This is a genomic window from Coleofasciculus sp. C1-SOL-03, assembly GCF_040220555.1.
Taxonomy (GTDB): domain Bacteria; phylum Cyanobacteriota; class Cyanobacteriia; order Cyanobacteriales; family Coleofasciculaceae; genus Coleofasciculus.
This window is the reverse complement of the sequence record NZ_JAVJUO010000190.1, coordinates 1-18,276: the sequence shown is the minus strand read 5'-3', so window position 1 is coordinate 18,276 and position 18,276 is coordinate 1. Positions and strand designations below refer to the sequence as shown.

Sequence of the window (18,276 nt, the reverse complement as noted above, 5' to 3'; positions counted from 1 at the left end):
TTGTCCTAGGAGTATCTTTCTCACGCTAGGTGCTAGGTTTTTTACAAATCCTGTCTTATTTTCTTGCACAACAGCCGCAGAACAACTGCCTCAAAGCCTTGAAATATAAGGGTTTCCGACTTGTGCAGCAAGCCCTAAATAATAGCTGTAGGGGTACGGCAATGCCGTGCCCCTACAATAGACGGACGAGATGTATTAAACCTTAGCCTAACCGAGTTAAGCGGTTAAACAGAGACGATACGCCTGAAAACCAATCATCCGAAGGCGGTGCAGAATCTGAGATAAAGTCTTCTGGCTCAATTTCTAGGAAACCCTGCTGGTGATAGCCGCCTTTCATCGATAGCGTTTTGTGATCAACGACTTCTAAGTGATTCAGGTCAGCGATTTTGCAGGAGGACTTTCTGGTTGGTTGTCCTGGGTTCCCAGAGGTGTCCCCACTCTGAAGATTCTCTTGAGGCTTCTGGGAACTATGTTCTTTCCTCAATCGGTTGTAGGTACGGTAAGGAATATAGTATTGGGGATTGTGACCCGCAAAACGCAGCAGTAAAACACAAGCCCACGAATACTTCCCTTGGCGAATAGCGTCTATTATCTGCTCGAACTGTTCGGGATCGAGGGTTTTCTGGCGTTTGGCATTGATCGTTGGCATGTTATACGTCATGTCTATTCTTCTCTAAACTCAACAACATTTATCGACAATTAAAGGCTGATGCCACCTTCTTGCAGCTCCCGGAAGGGTTCTAGTAAGATATCGGCAATGCGGCGGCGGCGGATAATAATCTCAGCCGTGGCAGTTTGACCTGCCTTAAACTGAATCTGATCACCACCTTCGGTAACATGATTGCGGTCAAGCTCAACTTCGACTTGATAAACAACACCGAATTGTTCGTTGGCTTTACTGTCGGGAGAGATGTAGGTCACTTCGCCCGTCACGATGCCGTAATCTTGATAGGGGTAAGCATCAAACTTGACCTTCACGGGCATACCCACCTTAATGAAACCAGCATCGCGATTGGGTAAACTGGCTGAAAGTACCAACGGCTCACCTTTGGGTGCTATTTCCGCAACGGTTTGGCTGGGTTGCACCACCTCACCACTATGGTTAACGCTGAGGGATGAAACCACCCCATCCACCGGTGCATAGAGAAATTGCTGGTTGAGTTGGGCGTTAGCCCTAGCCAGCTGATTTTTATTGTCCGCAATCTTGGCTTTGAGTTGGGTCAACTCCATTTCCAGTTGCTGTATTCGCTCCTGTGCTTCAATCTGACTGCGGCGTACTTCGGTTTGCTTCTGGCTGAGTCCTGCCTGGAGTTGGTCAATTTCTGCCAAGGTCTGTTGTAACTCACCTTGAGCTTGAATCATCTGTAAGTCCAAATCGCGCAAGGTTTGCTGTGCCTGAAATAGCTGCTCCTGAGTACTCGTCCCCTCTTGCAGTTGACTTTGGATAATCGCACTTTGGCTAGCACGCAGACTCTGTTCAGCTTGAAACACTATTTCTGAAGAAATTGCCCCTTCTTCCAAGAGGGGTTTGAGGGTTTTGAGTCGTTCAGCTTGAGCTTCTGCCTCCACTTGCCGTCGAGCAAGGAGTTCATCGGCATGAGCGGTTAGAGGTTGCAGCCGTTGTTGTCTTTTTTGATGGAACGCCTTTTCGGTTTGCAATTGCGGCAACTTCTGCTTTAACACTGTGATCTTTGCCTTGGCTTGAGCTAAGGCAGCTTGTTGGGCTTGCACCTCTGCCTGGGCAATGCGTTGGCGGGTTTGAACCTCCAGACGGGTTCTCTCCATCAGTTCTTCTTTTTGGGTTAATTCGGTTTGCTGGGAATTGAGCAGTTGCTCTAAGCGCTCAACCTCAGTCACAGCAAGTTCGGTATCCAATTCCACTAAAACTTGCCCAGCTTTAATTAACTCCCCTTCTTCAACTTCAATATCAACAATCTTGCCAGACTGAACCGAGTGAATTTTATAGACATTGCCTTTTGGCACTAATCGTCCATGGGCTTTACCCACTTCATCAATGTGACCAAAGGTTGCCCAGGCACCAAATGCGATACAGAACGCTAACCCGCCCACCATCAGTCGCTGGGGAAACCCGGCTGGCGGCTGGTCAAGCATCGTCTGTAAAGCCGTTGACCATTTGACCGTCGGTGTTGAAGGTTCTGGAGATTTCTGCTCATCCGATTGTACTGAGGTGGCTGTACCTCCATACATTGATGCAGCCTGAGAAGGAGACAGTATCGACACAGTTGTTTTTTGCATAATTGTTAAATCCTAGATGTGGTGAGTTGGGCAACACTAATATTCTGTGGATATGAACTGATAGCATTTCTGGTCAGACTTCAAAACCCTTTACAGATCCAACTGCTGCTGTGCTAGATGGTAATAAAGACCTTGAAGCGCCATTAATTCCTGATGAGTCCCCTGTTCTACGAGAATGCCTCGGTCTAGAACCAGGATACGGTTGGCATTCCGCACAGTGGAGAGGCGATGAGCAATAATAAAGGTGGTGCGATCGCGGCTAATCCGGACTAGATTGTCCTGAAAGCGTCGCTCTGACTCAGTATCCAAGGAACTCGTCGCTTCATCCAGAATCAAAATCCGGGGGTTCCCCAACAAAGCACGAGCAATGGCAATTCGCTGCCGCTGTCCCCCGGAAAGCGTCGAACCCCGCTCTCCGACTTTGGTGTTGTATCCCAAGGGTAAGGCTTGAATAAACGCATGGGCTTCTGCCAACTTAGCCACTTCAACCACTTGCTCCAGAGTAAATTCCGGTCGATAGAGGCTAATATTTTCTAAAATCGTACCGGAGAAGAGGAAACAGTCTTGGGGCACTACGCCGAGTTGAGAACGTAAGGATTGGGGTGAAACATGGCGGATATCGTGACCATCAATCGTGATTCGCCCAGACGTGGGGTGATAAAGTCCTTGCAGCAGTTTCACCAGCGTACTCTTACCCGAACCACTGCGTCCCACCAGGGCAACGGTTTCCCCAGCCTGAACCTCTAAGCTAATATTTTCCAGGGTATTGTGTTCCTCTTGTTCACCGTAACGGAACGTCACATTTTCCAAGGTCACATCCCCCCGGATTTGGGGTAGCGTCAGCATGGGTTGTTGAGGATGTTCCTCCGGCTGGGTGCCAAAGACATCGTTGAGCCGTTCCACAGACACCAGGATTTCTTGGAATCGATCCCACAGGGCGACCAGAGACAAAATCGGACTCGTCACTTTGCCGATGAGCATGTTGAAGGCGACAAACTGACCAATGGTAAGCTGATCCTGAATTACCAATGTCGCTCCGTACCACAGTAATGCCGTGCTGCCGAGGGTATTAAACAAACCACTGACTGCCTGCAAACCATTACTCAGATGAAACGCTTTAAACTGGGTATTTAACTGACTGGTGAAACGGTCTTCCCAGCGCCAGCGCACCTCTTGTTCGGCGGCGGTCGATTTAACGGTTGCTACCCCTGTCATCATTTCCACCAACAGGGAATTTTGCGCCGCGACTTCCTTAAACACTTCCCGCGACTTCTGGCGCAGAAACGGACTAGCAACCACTGTTAAGATGGCGATCGGCGGAATCGTGGCTAGCACCAGCAGGGTAAGCTGCCAGTTGTAGTAAAACATCAACCCCGCATAGACAAACACCATCAACACATCCAGCCAGGTACCAATAACTTGCTGAGTCAGGAACGCCTTAATTTTGCTGGTTTCCTGAACCCGGGTGATGATGTCCCCTACCTGACGGGATTCAAAAAACTTCAGGGGTAAGCTCAGGGTATGGTTAATGAAACCACTGATAAAGGTGAGACTCAAACGATTGGAATAATAGAACAGCAGATATCGTCGGGTGACACCGATACCAATACTCCAAACGCCAAAGATAACCAGTCCAATGGCAAAAACCTGTAGCGTGATTAAGCTTTTGTTGACCACCACCCGGTCGAGGATAATTTGGGTAAACAGGGGGGTAATCAGCCCAAAAACCTGGAGCAGCAATGACGCTAAGATAATCTGCAACAGGATAGAACGATGGGGCCACAGCAACCCCCAAAAGCGTTTCAGAGAGCGCTTTTCATCGGGGGCGGCTGCCAGTTGGGCGGTTGGCTCTAACAGGAGTGCATAACCCGTCCAATTTGTCAAAAACTCTTGCCGGGGAACCAAGCGCTTGCCCATCGCCGGATCAGCCATGAGAACGCGATCGCCCTTCACCCGGTAAACGACGACATAGTGATCTCCCTGCCAGTGGGCAATCCAGGGATTTTTCTGCTGTTGCAGGCGACTCAAGGACGCCCGCACCGGCGTGGCTTTAAATCCCAAGGTTTGGGCGGCTTTGGTTAATCCTTTGAGCGAAGCCCCTGCCCGCCCCACGTCGGCTAACTCCCGCAGGGAGTTGAGACTAAACCGTTTCCCCCAATACCGCCCAATCATCGCCAAGCAAGTCGGTCCACAGTCTGAGGAACTCTGCTGCTGAATGAAAGGGTAGCCGCGCCAAAACTGTCGTCCCCGATAACGTCCCGTTGTGGGTTGAGGAAAGGCGATGGGCTGGGTATCAGGGGACTCAAAAGAGGCGGGTTCCGGCTGGGGTTGGGGAACAGGGAGAGCCTGAGTCCGAGCTTTCTGAACCACGCTTCTCGGCGTTGGCGCTTTCAGAGATGGATTGGGTTTGCTGCCATTGGTTGACTCGGGCTGAGCCTGGGCTAACACTGAAGCAATCCCTTGGGCAACTTGCCAATGCTCTAGGGGCAACCAGTAAACGGATAAATCAGTTTGGGCAACCCAATCCGTTGGGATAGGTTCCGGATGTCCCCAGCTTTCGCCAATAGTCGGGGGGAGACGGTGAGCATTAGATTCTGCTCCCTGAGGTTCTATTTCACCCCTCTGTAGCCAGAAGTGACCGGGTTGTTCTGTTGCTACATCCGCTAACGACTCACCTGCCCGAATCTGGATTTCTTCTATATATATAAGGAGTTGCTCGATCGCTAAATGACTTTGCGATCGCAGTTGGGTTAACGTTTTCCAGAAAATCAGGCGTTGCCTGTGTTGGGCTTGTTGTCGCCAGTGCGCTTCTAGCTCAGGGAACCGTTCTAACCAAGGTTGGAGTTGATCAAAGCGAATGCGAGCTATCCACCCTTCACTCGCCGCGATCGCTCGGTAAGGTAACGATTCATTGCACAACTGTTGATCAGCCCCCAATGAGTCTCCGGGTGTCTCAAGTACCTCAGCCGAAACCTCCCGCCCCTTAGAGGGATCAAAACCTAACAACCTGACCCGCCCTTGACCGATAATATGTAGATATGTATCGGAATATGTGCTATTATGTTCTCTATGAACAGAATGTTGCGGGTTGGGTTGTTGTATAATATTACTTAACAGTTCAAAACCAAGCTGGAGTTCAGAAAATTCAAAAGATTGGCTCAACTCTAGGGCAGTTGTGGAGTCGAGTAAACCTTGGCTTAACTGCTGAAGCACACAGCCGAAGATTTCGTCTAGTCCTTGGTAAGGAGAACTTAACGGGGTAGGATATTTTGTTAGTCCACCTGATACATTTTTCATGGACGCACACCTAAGATTGTCTAGTTCTAAGATCTGGTCAAACCAGACACTTTTCACAATCTGTTACTATTGCTAAAGTAGGTACGCTCAGTTAAGTAACACTGGGTTTACCTACCTATATGAAGCTGTGTAGATTGCCGGAAATGTCGCTGTACCCAGATCGCGTGACTTGGAATTTGCTTAGATGACAGGGTAATAGGTATGTTTGCCTACTTATCTAAACAAAAAAAATTGTTATTCCTTTGAACTCGATGTCTAAGTTAGACTATTCAATCTAATCATACTAAGTCAAGTATTAAAGCTGAACTTTACAGAATCTTTATAAGCATCTTCACATAATTTTCATTAAGATTCTTATAGTGAAAGCGGGAGGCAGGGAAGCTGTCATGCACTTAGATCGTTGAGGCTGACGGGAAGACGGGGGGACGGGGAGAAACTTTACCCGATTTGCTGTATTATATGATACATTATTCCGTTTAATTTCCCCTGACTGCCAAGGTTTGTTGATCTACGAAATTGGACGTTTCACCTTAAGTTGACACGGATGCACGGAGTGTGCGCCCCTACGCTTTCCGGTTCATTCAAAACTACCAAATCCTCCACCCCCAGGCGTCTCAATTACAAACACGTCTCCCGCCTCCATTTCCACAACCGCCGTATTCCCTAATTCCTCCATTGTTCCATCCTGACGTTCTACATAATTCTTGCCCACATCACCCGCTTCACCCCCCTGTAATCCAAAGGGTGCAACAATCCGATGTCCTGATAAAATTGCGGCTGTCATCGGTTGCAAAAACCGCATCCGCCGAATTACACCATTCCCCCCACACTGTTTCCCCTTTCCACCACTATTTCCCCGAATCCCAAACTGTTCTAACACCACCGGAAACCGCCATTCTAAAACTTCTGGGTCGGTTAACCGAGAATTGGTCATGTGGGTATGTACTGCATCTGCCCCATTAAACTCTATTCCAGCACCAGAACCGCCACAAATGGTTTCATAATATTGATAATTCTGATTGCCAAAGGTAAAATTATTCATTGTCCCCTGAGATGCTGCCATTACCCCTAAAGCCCCATAAAGTGCATCGGTAATCACCTGGGATGTTTCTACATTTCCCGCCACAACCGCCGCCGGATAACGAGGATTTAATAGACAGCCTTCGGGAATAATAATGTCTAGGGGTTTGAGACATCCAGCATTCAACGGAATATCATCATCCACTAACGTCCGGAAGACATAGAGAACCGCCGCTTTACACACCGCAGCTGGGGCATTAAAGTTATTGGATAACTGGGTGGATGTCCCGGTGAAATCAATCGTGGCGCGGCGATTTTCTCGGTCAATGCCAATGGTAACTTGAATCTGTCCGCCTGTATCTAAATTATAGGTGAAACTGCCATCTTTGAGGACATCAATGACACGCCGCACCGACTCTTCGGCATTATTCTGGACGTGTCCCATATAGGCTTGTACGGTGTCTAATCCCGACTGTTTCACCATTCGCCGCAACTCTTGCACACCTTTTTCATTGGCAGCAATTTGGGCTTGTAAGTCGGCGATATTTTGGGTGATATTTCGCACCGGATAGGTGCCAGATAGGAGTAATTCGGATAATTCTTTTTCGCGGAAACGTCCGGATTCTACTACCTTAAAATTATCGAGTAATACTCCTTCTTCGTCTACGGTTGTGCTATCGGGGGGCATCGAACCGGGGGTAATTCCACCAATATCCGCATGGTGTCCCCGTGAGGCAACGTAGAATAAGGGAGATGGATTTTTATCCCCCCTTGCCCCCCTTTGAAAGGCAGGGTTTTGATCCCCCCTTGCCCCCCTTAAAAAGGGGGGTTTATTTAAGTCAAGGGAGGATGTAGTTGTGGGTTTTATTGAAGATTTACTCGTTTGATCAATCGTATCGGTAATCCCGCTTTCGTCCAGAAAAACTGGGGTAATTACCGTGACATCAGGTAAGTGTGTCCCACCGTTATAGGGATTATTAATCGCATAAACATCTCCCGGTTTGAGACTATCGCCATACGCCTCAATTAAACTGCGAACGCTTTCACTCATGGAACCCAAATGTACAGGGATATGAGGGGCGTTGGCAACGAGTTGTCCTTGTCCGTCAAAAATAGCACAGGAGAAATCTAACCGTTCTTTGATATTGACCGAGTAACTGGTGTTTTGCAGTGTGGTTCCCATTTGTTCGGCAATGGAACGGAATAGATTATTAAAGATTTCTAGCGTTACCGGATCAGGCTGGGAAAGTTCTGACTGTTGACTGTTGACTGTTGATTGTTGATTGTTGATTGTTGATTGTTGAGTTTTCTTTAAAATTAAATGATTCCGTTCAGTTACTTCAGCTTGCCAACCCGGTTCAATGACATTGGTTCCCGTTGTTTCAATAATTAATGCCGGGGCGGGAATAGAGTCTCCCGGTTGTAAATTGTCTCGCTTAAATACAGGGGTTTCGTGCCATGCATCGGCAGTATACATCTGCACTTTAGCGACAGGTTGCGGCGGTTCTGATCGGTGACGTTGAATCACGGGTTCTTCTGGCACATCCATCGGCTGGATCACTTCCACCGATACCGAGTCCACAATTAGGGCTTTCTCTTCCACAATAAACCCATATCGTTGCCGATGCGCCTCTTCAAATTGCTGCCGCATTTCAGCTACGCTACCGAAATCGATAATTAATGGTGAATCTGTCCCCTGATATTTCAAATGGACTTTGCGGATGACTTGACTATCAATTGGCGTGGATTCTCCTATCTGAGTCGTCGCAATTTCTTCTTTGCCGCTGGCTATTAACTCAGTGAATATTTCCTCCAAGGGGGCAATGTCTGGTGTCCCTACCGATAGTAATTCCTCCGTTAATTTTGCTTCTACCGAACATTCCCGCAAGGTTCGCACATCTGCCAATCCCATCCCGTAAGCCGATAATACCCCCGCATACGGATGAAGAAATACCTGTTTCATCCCCAAGGCATCTGCAATTAAGCAGGCGTGTTGTCCCCCAGCGCCGCCAAAACAACACAAGGTATAGTTGGATACGTCATAACCTCGTTGTAAGGAGATTTTTTTAATCGCATTTGCCATTTTTTCCACAGCAATGGCTAAAAATCCGGCGGCGACGGCTTCTGGTGTTCGCTTATCCCCAATATCTGCCGCCAATTGAGTAAATTTCTCTCGCACCACTTGGTCATTTAAGGGTAAATTGCCATCGAGTCCAAAGACTTTAGGAAAGAACTCTGGCTGTAATTTTCCCACCATGACATTGCAATCCGTTACGGTTAACAGACCTCCCTTAGAATAAGCAACCGGACCGGGATTTGCCCCCGCCGATTCGGGTCCAACGCGATACCGCGCCCCATCAAATTTCACGATTGAACCGCCCCCCGCCGCTACGGTATGAATGGACATCATCGGGGTGCGTAATCGGACCCCGGCAATCTCGGTTTCAAAGGTGCGTTCGTATTCACCGTTGTAATGGGCGACATCGGTAGAGGTTCCGCCCATATCGAAACTGATAATCTGATCAAATCCGGCTAATTGACTGGTTTGTACGGCGCCGACAATACCTCCTGCTGGACCGGATAAAATACTGTCTTTTCCCTGAAATGTGCGGGCGTCTGTGAGTCCACCATTAGACTGCATGAACATTAATCGGATCGATTGTTGATTGTTGATGGAGGGAGTGCTAATATCTCCGGCTAACTGACTAGAAACTTGATTAACATACCGCCGCAGAATCGGCGATAAATAGGCATCTACAACAGTAGTATCACCCCGACTAACTATTTTCATCAATGGTGTGACATCATGGGAAACTGAGATTTGAGTAAACCCGATCGCACTCGCTAAGTTGGCAAGTTCCTGTTCGTGCCCCGGATAGCGATAGCCATGCATTAAGACGATCGCACAACTGCGAATTCCGTTATCATAAGCGGCTTGTAAGGCTTGGCGAGTGGCGTCTATCTGCACCGGAATCAATTCATCCCCGTGGGCGCTGTAGCGTTCCTCGACTTCAATCACCCGTTCGTAAAGCATTTCTGGTAAGATAATCTCACGGGCAAATATATCGGGGCGGTTTTGATAGCCGATGCGGAGGGCATCGCGGAAGCCTTTGGTGATCATTAGAACAGTGCGATCGCCTTTTCTCTCTAGTAAGGCATTCGTGGCGACGGTTGTCCCCATTTTCACGGCGTCAATCTGTTCGGTGGGAATCGCTGCATCAGCAGAAAGTCCCATCACCTCGCGGATTCCCTGTACTGGCGCATCGGTGTAGCGATCGGGATTTTCCGAGAGTAGCTTGTGAATCACCAATTGCCCATCGGGGCGACGCGCCACAATATCGGTAAATGTGCCGCCGCGATCAATCCAAAATTGCCACCCTTGATTAGAAGTCATGGTCTATCCTTAATTAGATGTCATCGGTCTATTACTGATGCCCTACTGTATAAGTAGTCGGACATAAATAAACTGAATTATATTAATAAATGTAAAAGAATCTAAAGGTAGTGGCGTGGCACACCTTATTTGGTGGATTAGAATTGTAGGGGCGCATGGCGTGCGCCCGATTTCACCGCCATCGTGGGGAGAGCGCAGCATAACGCACCTTAACCAGTATATCTGGTGTAGCTAGGGTAAGTCCTGTCAAGACAGCATCATTGGTGGAAGATATAAGTAAAGTATTGACGTGCGATCGCACAATTAAGTGGGTGGACACAATTAAAGTTAACGGTTGAGATTAGGGAACAGGGAACAGGGAACAGGGAACAGTAGGGATTTGAGGGTGATGTACAAAACTTAATACAGTACCGTTTTCTTTTGTCCGACTACTTAACATTGATTTTTTTATCGTTTGATTACGTGAGGGTCAAAACAGAGGAACACTAGGGTATACTTGAGCGCATCGCATCTGGGATTCAGCCCATGACATCTACCCCTTGGCGCTTAAGTTGGCTGTCTTTGCTTCTATCCATCACTCAAGCCAGTCTTTGTCTGATCACCGCCCTGATTCTTAGTTCTCCCACTGTCGCTGAACCTATTATCCCGGCTAATGATGGTACGGGAACCAGTATTAACGAGGAGGGGAACCAATTTAATATCCAAGGGGGGAGTCTATCTGGAGATGGCGCGAATCTCTTTCATAGTTTTGAGGAATTTGGACTCTCAGCGAACCAAATTGCTAACTTTATCTCGAATCCCCAGATTCAGAATATCTTGGGGCGCGTGGTTGGGGGTGACGTTTCGATTATTCAGGGGTTAATTCAAGTCACGGGTGGGGACTCCAATTTATTTTTGATGAATCCAGCCGGGTTTGTGTTTGGGGCAAATGCTAGTTTAAATGTTCCCGGTGACTTTACCGCGACGACAGCTACTGGGATTGGATTTGGCGATAACGGTTGGTTTAATGCCTTTGGTGAGAATAACTATACCGATTTAGTCGGAACGCCCAGTGAGTTTGTTTTTGATTCAGCACAATCGGGGAGTATTGTTAATGAAGGTAATTTAGAGGTTAATCAGGGTCAGGCTTTAACCTTACTGGGGGGAAGTGTCACCAATCAGGGAGAACTCACTGCACCTGGAGGAACGATTACAATTGCTGCTGTACCGGGTGAGAATCGAGTCCGGCTGAGTAAAAAAGGACATTTATTAAGTTTGGAGTTTGTCCCACCAGAGGGTAATGATACGCCAATTCAGCCCAATGATTTACCGCAGTTGTTAACCGGAACTGGGGGACAAGTTAGCAATCAGGGGCAGGTTTCTGTGGATAATCCCGAAGCGGGACAGGTGAATCTGGTGGGAACGGTTCTGTATAACCAGGGAGAGGTTACGGCGGATGGGGAGAATGGGGGAAATATCCAGATTGAGACGAAGAATCTGTTAGATAGTGGGATTCTCAGTGCCAATGGTGGTGATGGTCAGGGTGGGGAAATTGAGATTGATTATACAGGTACGGTGATTCAAACGGCTAGTGCGGTTACTTCAGCGACGGGTACTGAACAGGGGGGGACTATTCGGGTTTATGGGGGAGAAGAGACGGTATTAACTACCTCTGGCACGTTGGATGTAACTGGAGATGTGGGCGGTTCTGTGCATTTATTTGGTCAGGATGTGCGGTTATTAGCGGCTGATGTGGATGGGAGTGGGAATCATGGCGGTGGTGAGATTTTAGTTGGGGGGGATTTTCAGGGAACTCCTCTGAATCAAGGGGGGATGATTAATGCCCAAAATACCTTGGTTAATCATGCTACGAGTCTCAGGGCGAATGCGGTAACTGAGGGGAATGGGGGTAAAGTCATTGTTTGGTCAGACCAACTCACTCAATTTGCAGGTACGATTCAAGCGCGGGGGGGTGCAGTTTACGGGGATGGCGGGTTTGTGGAAGTGTCGGGGAAAGAATTGCTGATTTTCACTGGGTTTGTGGATGCTGGGGCGTCTGTGGGTGAACCGGGGACATTGCTGCTTGACCCGAAAACGATTACGATAAGAGACTCGAATAATCCTTTAGTTACTTTTCTCAATCCTAATCCCGTACTAGATCCTAATACCAACGAGCGTGGTGCGTTTGGCCACTCAGTAGTAGCAGTGGGCAGCGATATCCTGATTGGCGCTCCTCAAAACACCTCTGGGGGAGTCTTCCAAGCAGGACAAGCCTTTTTATTCAACCAAGATGGGACTCTCCTGCAAACCTTTGACAATCCTAATCCTGTAGTTTTCGGTCAGTTTGGCTACTCAGTAGCAGCAGTGGGTAACGATATCCTGATTGGCGCTCCTGAAAACACCTCTGGGGGAGTCAATAATGCAGATCCAGGGCAAGCCTTTTTATTTAATTCAATGGGAACACTACTACAAACCTTTGACAATCCCAACCCTTTAGATAATCGTAGATTCGGCAACTCAGTAGCCTCTGTGGACAGCAACATCCTGATTGGAAGTTTAGGACAAGCCTTTTTATTTAATCCAATGGGAACTCTACTACAAACCTTTAACAATCCCAATTCTGTAAATGGTGGTTCATTCGGCACGTCAGTGGCATCGGTAGGCAGAGATATCCTGATTGGCGCTCCTTTTAGCACCTCTAGTGGAGTGTCTGGGGCAGGGCAAGCTTTTTTATTTAATTCAAATGGGATTCTACTGCAAACCTTCGACAATCCCAATCCTGACGATCCCAGCCCTATTGAAGCTAATCTATTCGGCGCCTCAGTAGCTTCTGTAGGCAACAACATCCTAATTAGTGCTCCTAATAATAACACCTCAAGTGGATTTGTTGGGGCTGGGCAAGCCTTTTTATTTAACCCAATGGGGACTTTGCTGCAAACCTTCGACAATTCCCAACCTCTTTCCGATTCCGATTTCCCAGTAGCCGCTGTAGGCAGCGACATCCTCATTGGTTCTCCGGAGAATGACACTTCCGGGGGAGTCATTCGAGCAGGACAAGCCTTTTTATTTAACCCAACGGGAACACTGCTGCAAACCTTCGACAATCCCCAACCTTTACAAGGTGGCTTCTTTGGTTTCTCAGTAGCCTCTGTGGGCAACAATATCCTAATTGGCGCTATAAATAATACCTCAAGTGGAGTCAATAGAGCAGGGCAAGCCTTTTTATTGGCTCGCGATGATGGCGGGGGATTTAATTTTACTGACAATGCAACTGAATCGGTTAGCATTGCTCCTAGTGCTATCACTGCAATCACAAACACAGGAACTGACGTAGTGATGCAAGCTCATACCGATATTCTCGTAGAGCAAGAGATTACAACTAACAATGTCAGTGGAAATGGTGGGGGAATTACCCTTCAAGCGGGACGGAGTATTGTGGTCAATGCTGATATTACCACTGATAACGGTAATTTAACCCTAATTGCCAATGAAACGACAGCAAATGGTGTACTAGATTCCCTCCGCGACCCAGGTTTAGCTGAGATTGCCATAGCCTCCGATGTTACTCTCAATTCTGGCACAGGTGATACGACTCTTCTGCTGAATACTGGGACAGGTTTAACCAATAACGCCAGTGGTGATATTACAGTAGAGGGAAATCTAATTGGGGGAAATATCCGCCTAGAAAATAACGGTGTCAGTGGCGGTGGAATTGCTTTAAACCGCTCAGTTACCGCTAACGGTACAGTAAATCTACTCAGTAGTGGTGACATCACCACAAGTGATATTACCACGAATAGCGATATCAATCTCACCAGTACGACAGGAGCAATTAACACGGGTAACCTGAACACACAGGGAAGCAGTGGCGGGAATATTCGTATTCAAGCCAGTACCGAAATTATTACCGAACAAATTAATACCAGTGGGAGTATCGGCGATGGCGGTAATGTCATCCTTGACCCCATTGGTGATATTCAAGTCACATCAATTAACGCTCAAGGGGGAACTAATGGCACAGGTGGTAATGTTGATATTACCGCTGGTCAATTCTTCCGCGCCACAGAAACATTTACCGATAAAAATGATGTAGAGGTCAGTATCTCCACCACAGGCGGAAATGACGGTGGCGAGATTATTATCCGACATGGTGGTAATGGAGAAATACCGTTTATCATCGGCGATGCTAGTAACAATGGAACAGCCGCAACGATTACCAGTGGAAATTTCAGCATTACTCCTTCCCAATCCTTTCTTTTTACCCACACAGAGGGAAATATTCAGATTATTAGTGTTAACTCACCCAGCACTCCAGCCGACTCTCCCACAACTTCAGCCGCACCACAAATCAATCCCGTTGATATCACTCAACCTCAAACCGAAACTCCACCCCCTCTAGTTTATCGAAAACTACCGCCCTTAACTATTAACACATTAGACAACCTAGAGAATGACTTTACAACTGCCTTTGAAAATTATCTAGGTATCAGTAATACGCCTACAGTTACCCTGGCACAAGCCCAAGCCACCCTGAACAATATTGAACAAGCCACAGGCGTTAAACCTGCCATCATCTATGTCGTTTTTGTCCCCAATACGGCTCCTTCCTCAATCCCAGACAATCCAACCAAATCTGAATCCAAACCATCAGACAACCAGTGGCAATTTAATCGTTTTGGTTTATCCTCAGCCCAAGAACCCACCTCATCCCAAAATCAACCCGCTCAAGACAATGATCAATTAGAATTAATCTTAGTCACCGCCGAAGGTCAACCGATTCGCAAACGAGTCGAAGGCGTCACACGCGCCAAAGTTCTCCAAGTCACCCAACAATTCCGCCGCGCTATCACAGATATCCGAATTCCTCGTCCTCATCTTCCCGCTGCACAACAACTCTATCAATGGTTAATTGCACCACTGGAAAACGAGTTACAAACTCAAGAGATTGATAATCTAGCATTTGTCACCGATACCGGATTACGTTCCTTACCCCTAGCTGCATTACATGATGAAAATGGCTATATTATCGAACGCTATAGTATTGGTTTAATGCCCAGCTTATCTCTCACCGACACCCGCTACGTCGATATCAGAAACCTGCAAGTTTTAGCCATGGGAGCCTCTGAATTTACTGACCAAAACCCCTTACCTGCTGTGCCTATAGAACTACCCACAATTACCGAAAACATCTGGGACGGCAAATATTTTCTCAACGACGACTTTACCCTAGAAAATCTCAAAGACGCTCGTGCTGAACAACCCTTTGGTATTGTTCATTTAGCTACCCATGGTGAATTTAAACCCGGAAAACCCAGTAATTCCTATATCCAATTGGGTGATAGGAAACTGCAACTTGATCAATTACGCGAGTTAGGGTTCAATAATCCCCCGGTAGAATTATTAGTGTTAAGTGCTTGTCGCACCGCATTAGGGGATGCAGAAGCCGAGTTAGGATTTACCGGATTAGCGGTACAAGCTGGGGTAAAATCCGCCCTGGGAAGCCTCTGGTATGTGAGTGATGAAGGCACTCTGGGATTAATGACTGAGTTGTACCAACAATTGCAAGAAGCGCCAATCAAAGCGGAAGCGTTACGCCAAGCACAGTTAGCTTTAATTCGAGGGGAAGTGAAGATAGAAAATGGAGAATTAGTCACACCCAATTTGAGGATTCCTTTACCCGAAGCGTTAGCAGGAATTGAGGATAAGGAACTCAGTAATCCTTATTTCTGGAGTGCATTTACTTTAGTGGGGAGTCCCTGGTAATTCTATTCCCAACGCCTACTCTACTCCTAAATTCAGCCCAAACTTCCAGTTGATTACTTAATACTCATTAAAGGATTACCAATAAACCTAGTGGACTGACACAGCTAAAATTGTGGAATAGATTTTACCATTGAATCGGGCGCAAGTCTTTGCGCCCCTACGGTTTCGGGGCTCCCATTCTAATTCATCTTGCGAAGGTGTGCCGCGCCAGTAGTGGGCTGACACAGCTAAAATTGTGGAATAGATTTGACGTTTAAACCGGGCGCAAGGATGGTGCCCCTACAATTCTAATCCACCAAATAAGGTGTGCCACGCCAGTAGGTTGGGTTGACGCCAGGAAACCCAACGAAATGGATCAATGTTACCTACTACAAGCCGAATCTGTTTGAGGGCTATTTACTTGCACTTAAGCCAGCCTGCCGTTTACTTTTGTCCGACTACTGAGTGTATGCCAGCACCTTGTCCAAAAATTGTACAACAATGCCGCATCCTGGTCATTGTATTGCTTGTTGTGCCGTTTGCGATCGCGCTCAATCGCCAGCCACAATTGCTGTAGTTGTTGGCAGGTGGTACAGTGTTGAATTTGACAGGCGATGGCGTTGAACCATTGGCGTAGTCGGCGATAACTGATGAATTGTCCACCTTTGTCGCGGCGATGAACAAAAACAATATATGCCCAGGATTCCACACGCAACAGCGCCGCCAGGAATTAGCCGATAAAGTCCATCAGATGCAAATCAACGGCGAAATTTGAGCTTGGGCGACACAGAGGCGAGAATTTCGTCGGGTATTGCTGTGGAGGATTGAGGATTGAGGATTGATATCGAATCCGGTTGAAACTCCAGCTACCTCAAGCTTGAGCGCGATTGTACATCTAATCTAAATAGATATCTTAGCAGTTTGGCAAATTGCCAACAGAATCAAGTAATCACTCCTCGATTGTGGGAAAGGGCGGGTTTGGCGACAAACGTTATTGGTTACACCGCTATTAAAACCCCTAAACCCGCCCCTACAGCCCCGGATTTGGGTCAAATCATTACCCTTCCATCTCATCCACCAACTTGGGAACTCCAGCCGTTAACACCTCATTCCCCGACTCGGTAACCAAAACATCATCCTCAATTCTGACACCAATCCCGCGCCAGCGATCGCGAATCTCAGGTTGACCTTCTACCGGTTTAATATCTAAGCCAATATACAATCCCGGTTCCACCGTCACCACTTGACCCGGTTCAAAGGTTTGCCAGGATTCTTCCCCATTCTTATATACCCCAGAATCATGCACATCTAACCCTAACCAATGTCCAGTCCGATGCATGTAGAAGGGCTTATATTTCTCCTCCTTAATAATTTCCTCGATATCTCCCGCCAGTAAACCCAAATCCATTAATCCTTCTACCAACACGCGCACGGCGGTATCGTGAAATAGATTATACGGCTTTCCCGGTTGCACTTGGGCGATCGCCTCTTGCTGTGCTTTCAACACCAACTCATAGATGATCCGTTGATCTTGGCTAAATTTGCCCCCAATCGGAAAGGTGCGGGTAATATCGGCATTGTAATACTCATAAGCACAGCCTGCATCAATTAACAACAAATCCCCAGTTTCCATCTGGCGCGTATTTTCCACATAATGCAGAATACAACTATTCACCCCCGACGCCACAATCGACGGATAGGCTGGACCCAACGCCCCCCGTTGACGGAAAATATGTTCGATTTCCGCCTGAATTTGATACTCATAACATCCCGGTTGGGCAAATTTGCGGGCGTGATTATGGGCGTCTACGGAAATCGCCACGGCTTGGCGCATCATCTCCAACTCCGTTGGACTCTTCACCAAGCGCATCTTCTGGAGAAGCGGATTTGTGGACTCAATCGCCATCGGACCCGTTCCCCGCTTCGGATACGTTCGCATCAACCTTTGCCAATGGGTGAGAACGGTTTGATTAAAATCGCGATCGCGCCCTAACTGATAATAAATCCGATCTGCCTTCTCTAAATACTGGGGTAACTTCTCATCCAGTTCCGTAATCGGATACGCCTCATCCGCACCATAGCGTTCCTTCGCCCCCTCAACCCCCGTCCGATACCCTGTCCAAACTTCCTTCTCTGGATCTTTGGGTTGGACAAATAGGACAAAGCGATGTTCAGCATGGTGCGGCGCTAACACCGCCACGGCTTCAGCTTCATTAAACCCCGTCAGATAAAAGAAATCACTATCCTGACGAAAATTATACTCCACATCATTATGCATCACCGCAACCGGGGCGCTGCGGAAGATAGCCGTCCCCTGACCCATCTGACTCATCAACTGTTCGCGGCGTTGGCGATACTCGGCTTGTGAAATCATCATTATGCAATGCTAGCTTTTGGGTAGACAATTAACCCCAGAACTGATATGTATGGTTAGGGTTTTATTATTCTTACAGACAAGCGATGGTGAAAGCCCTCGCGATTCATCCGAGGGATGAAACCGAGCGAAGCGTTCAGCCCAGCAACTTTAGTTGCGAGTCTTAGTTAATCTATGCTATAATTCTACCATAAGTTTAACGCGGTAAAATGAT

Annotated in this window: 8 protein-coding genes; 1 reads left to right on the top strand and 7 read right to left on the bottom strand. The window is 47.5% G+C overall.

What is annotated here, in order from left to right; genetic code table 11:
- Positions 1 to 202: 202 nt before the first annotated feature.
- From RIE73_RS29055 to RIE73_RS29035, 5 genes are all read right to left on the bottom strand, one after another.
- On the bottom strand, positions 203 to 649 hold the full coding sequence (locus tag RIE73_RS29055) for a HetP family heterocyst commitment protein (RefSeq protein WP_446399047.1): 447 nt from the start codon (positions 647 to 649) through the stop codon (positions 203 to 205).
- Between the two features lie 50 nt (positions 650 to 699).
- Positions 700 to 2,256, bottom strand: a complete 1,557-nt coding sequence (locus tag RIE73_RS29050; protein ID WP_446404475.1) for an HlyD family efflux transporter periplasmic adaptor subunit — start codon at positions 2,254 to 2,256, stop codon at positions 700 to 702.
- A 90-nt stretch (positions 2,257 to 2,346) separates the two neighbouring features.
- Complete coding sequence (locus RIE73_RS29045; protein ID WP_446404474.1) at positions 2,347 to 5,553, bottom strand: peptide cleavage/export ABC transporter; 3,207 nt, start codon at positions 5,551 to 5,553, stop codon at positions 2,347 to 2,349.
- Between the two features lie 577 nt (positions 5,554 to 6,130).
- On the bottom strand, positions 6,131 to 9,967 hold the full coding sequence (locus RIE73_RS29040; RefSeq protein WP_446404473.1) for a hydantoinase B/oxoprolinase family protein: 3,837 nt from the start codon (positions 9,965 to 9,967) through the stop codon (positions 6,131 to 6,133).
- Between the two features lie 172 nt (positions 9,968 to 10,139).
- Positions 10,140 to 10,286 (bottom strand): hypothetical protein, encoded by a 147-nt coding sequence (locus tag RIE73_RS29035; protein WP_446404472.1) that lies wholly within the window; start codon positions 10,284 to 10,286, stop codon positions 10,140 to 10,142.
- Between the two features lie 206 nt (positions 10,287 to 10,492).
- Here RIE73_RS29035 and RIE73_RS29030 point away from each other — a divergent pair, with 206 nt between their 5' ends.
- Positions 10,493 to 15,709, top strand: coding sequence for a CHAT domain-containing protein (locus tag RIE73_RS29030; RefSeq protein WP_446404471.1), 5,217 nt, complete (start codon positions 10,493 to 10,495; stop codon positions 15,707 to 15,709).
- A 406-nt stretch (positions 15,710 to 16,115) separates the two neighbouring features.
- Here the strand turns inward: RIE73_RS29030 and RIE73_RS29025 are convergent, their stop codons facing one another.
- Positions 16,116 to 16,397: a hypothetical protein gene (locus tag RIE73_RS29025; protein WP_446404470.1), complete on the bottom strand. Its 282-nt coding sequence runs from the start codon at positions 16,395 to 16,397 to the stop codon at positions 16,116 to 16,118.
- Between the two features lie 348 nt (positions 16,398 to 16,745).
- Entirely contained in the window at positions 16,746 to 18,062 is a 1,317-nt protein-coding gene (locus RIE73_RS29020; protein ID WP_446404476.1) for an aminopeptidase P N-terminal domain-containing protein, read from the bottom strand.
- Positions 18,063 to 18,276 lie beyond the last annotated feature (214 nt).

What these genes read in the sequence shown, in the direction of transcription:
- RIE73_RS29055 (WP_446399047.1), bottom strand. Translation starts at nt 649, where the DNA reads ATGCCAACGATCAATGCCAAACGCCAGAAAACCCTCGATCCCGAACAG.
- RIE73_RS29050 (WP_446404475.1), bottom strand. Translation starts at nt 2,256, where the DNA reads ATGCAAAAAACAACTGTGTCGATACTGTCTCCTTCTCAGGCTGCATCA.
- RIE73_RS29045 (WP_446404474.1), bottom strand. Translation starts at nt 5,553, where the DNA reads ATGAAAAATGTATCAGGTGGACTAACAAAATATCCTACCCCGTTAAGT.
- RIE73_RS29040 (WP_446404473.1), bottom strand. Translation starts at nt 9,967, where the DNA reads ATGACTTCTAATCAAGGGTGGCAATTTTGGATTGATCGCGGCGGCACA.
- RIE73_RS29030 (WP_446404471.1), top strand. Translation starts at nt 10,493, where the DNA reads ATGACATCTACCCCTTGGCGCTTAAGTTGGCTGTCTTTGCTTCTATCC.
- RIE73_RS29020 (WP_446404476.1), bottom strand. Translation starts at nt 18,062, where the DNA reads ATGATTTCACAAGCCGAGTATCGCCAACGCCGCGAACAGTTGATGAGT.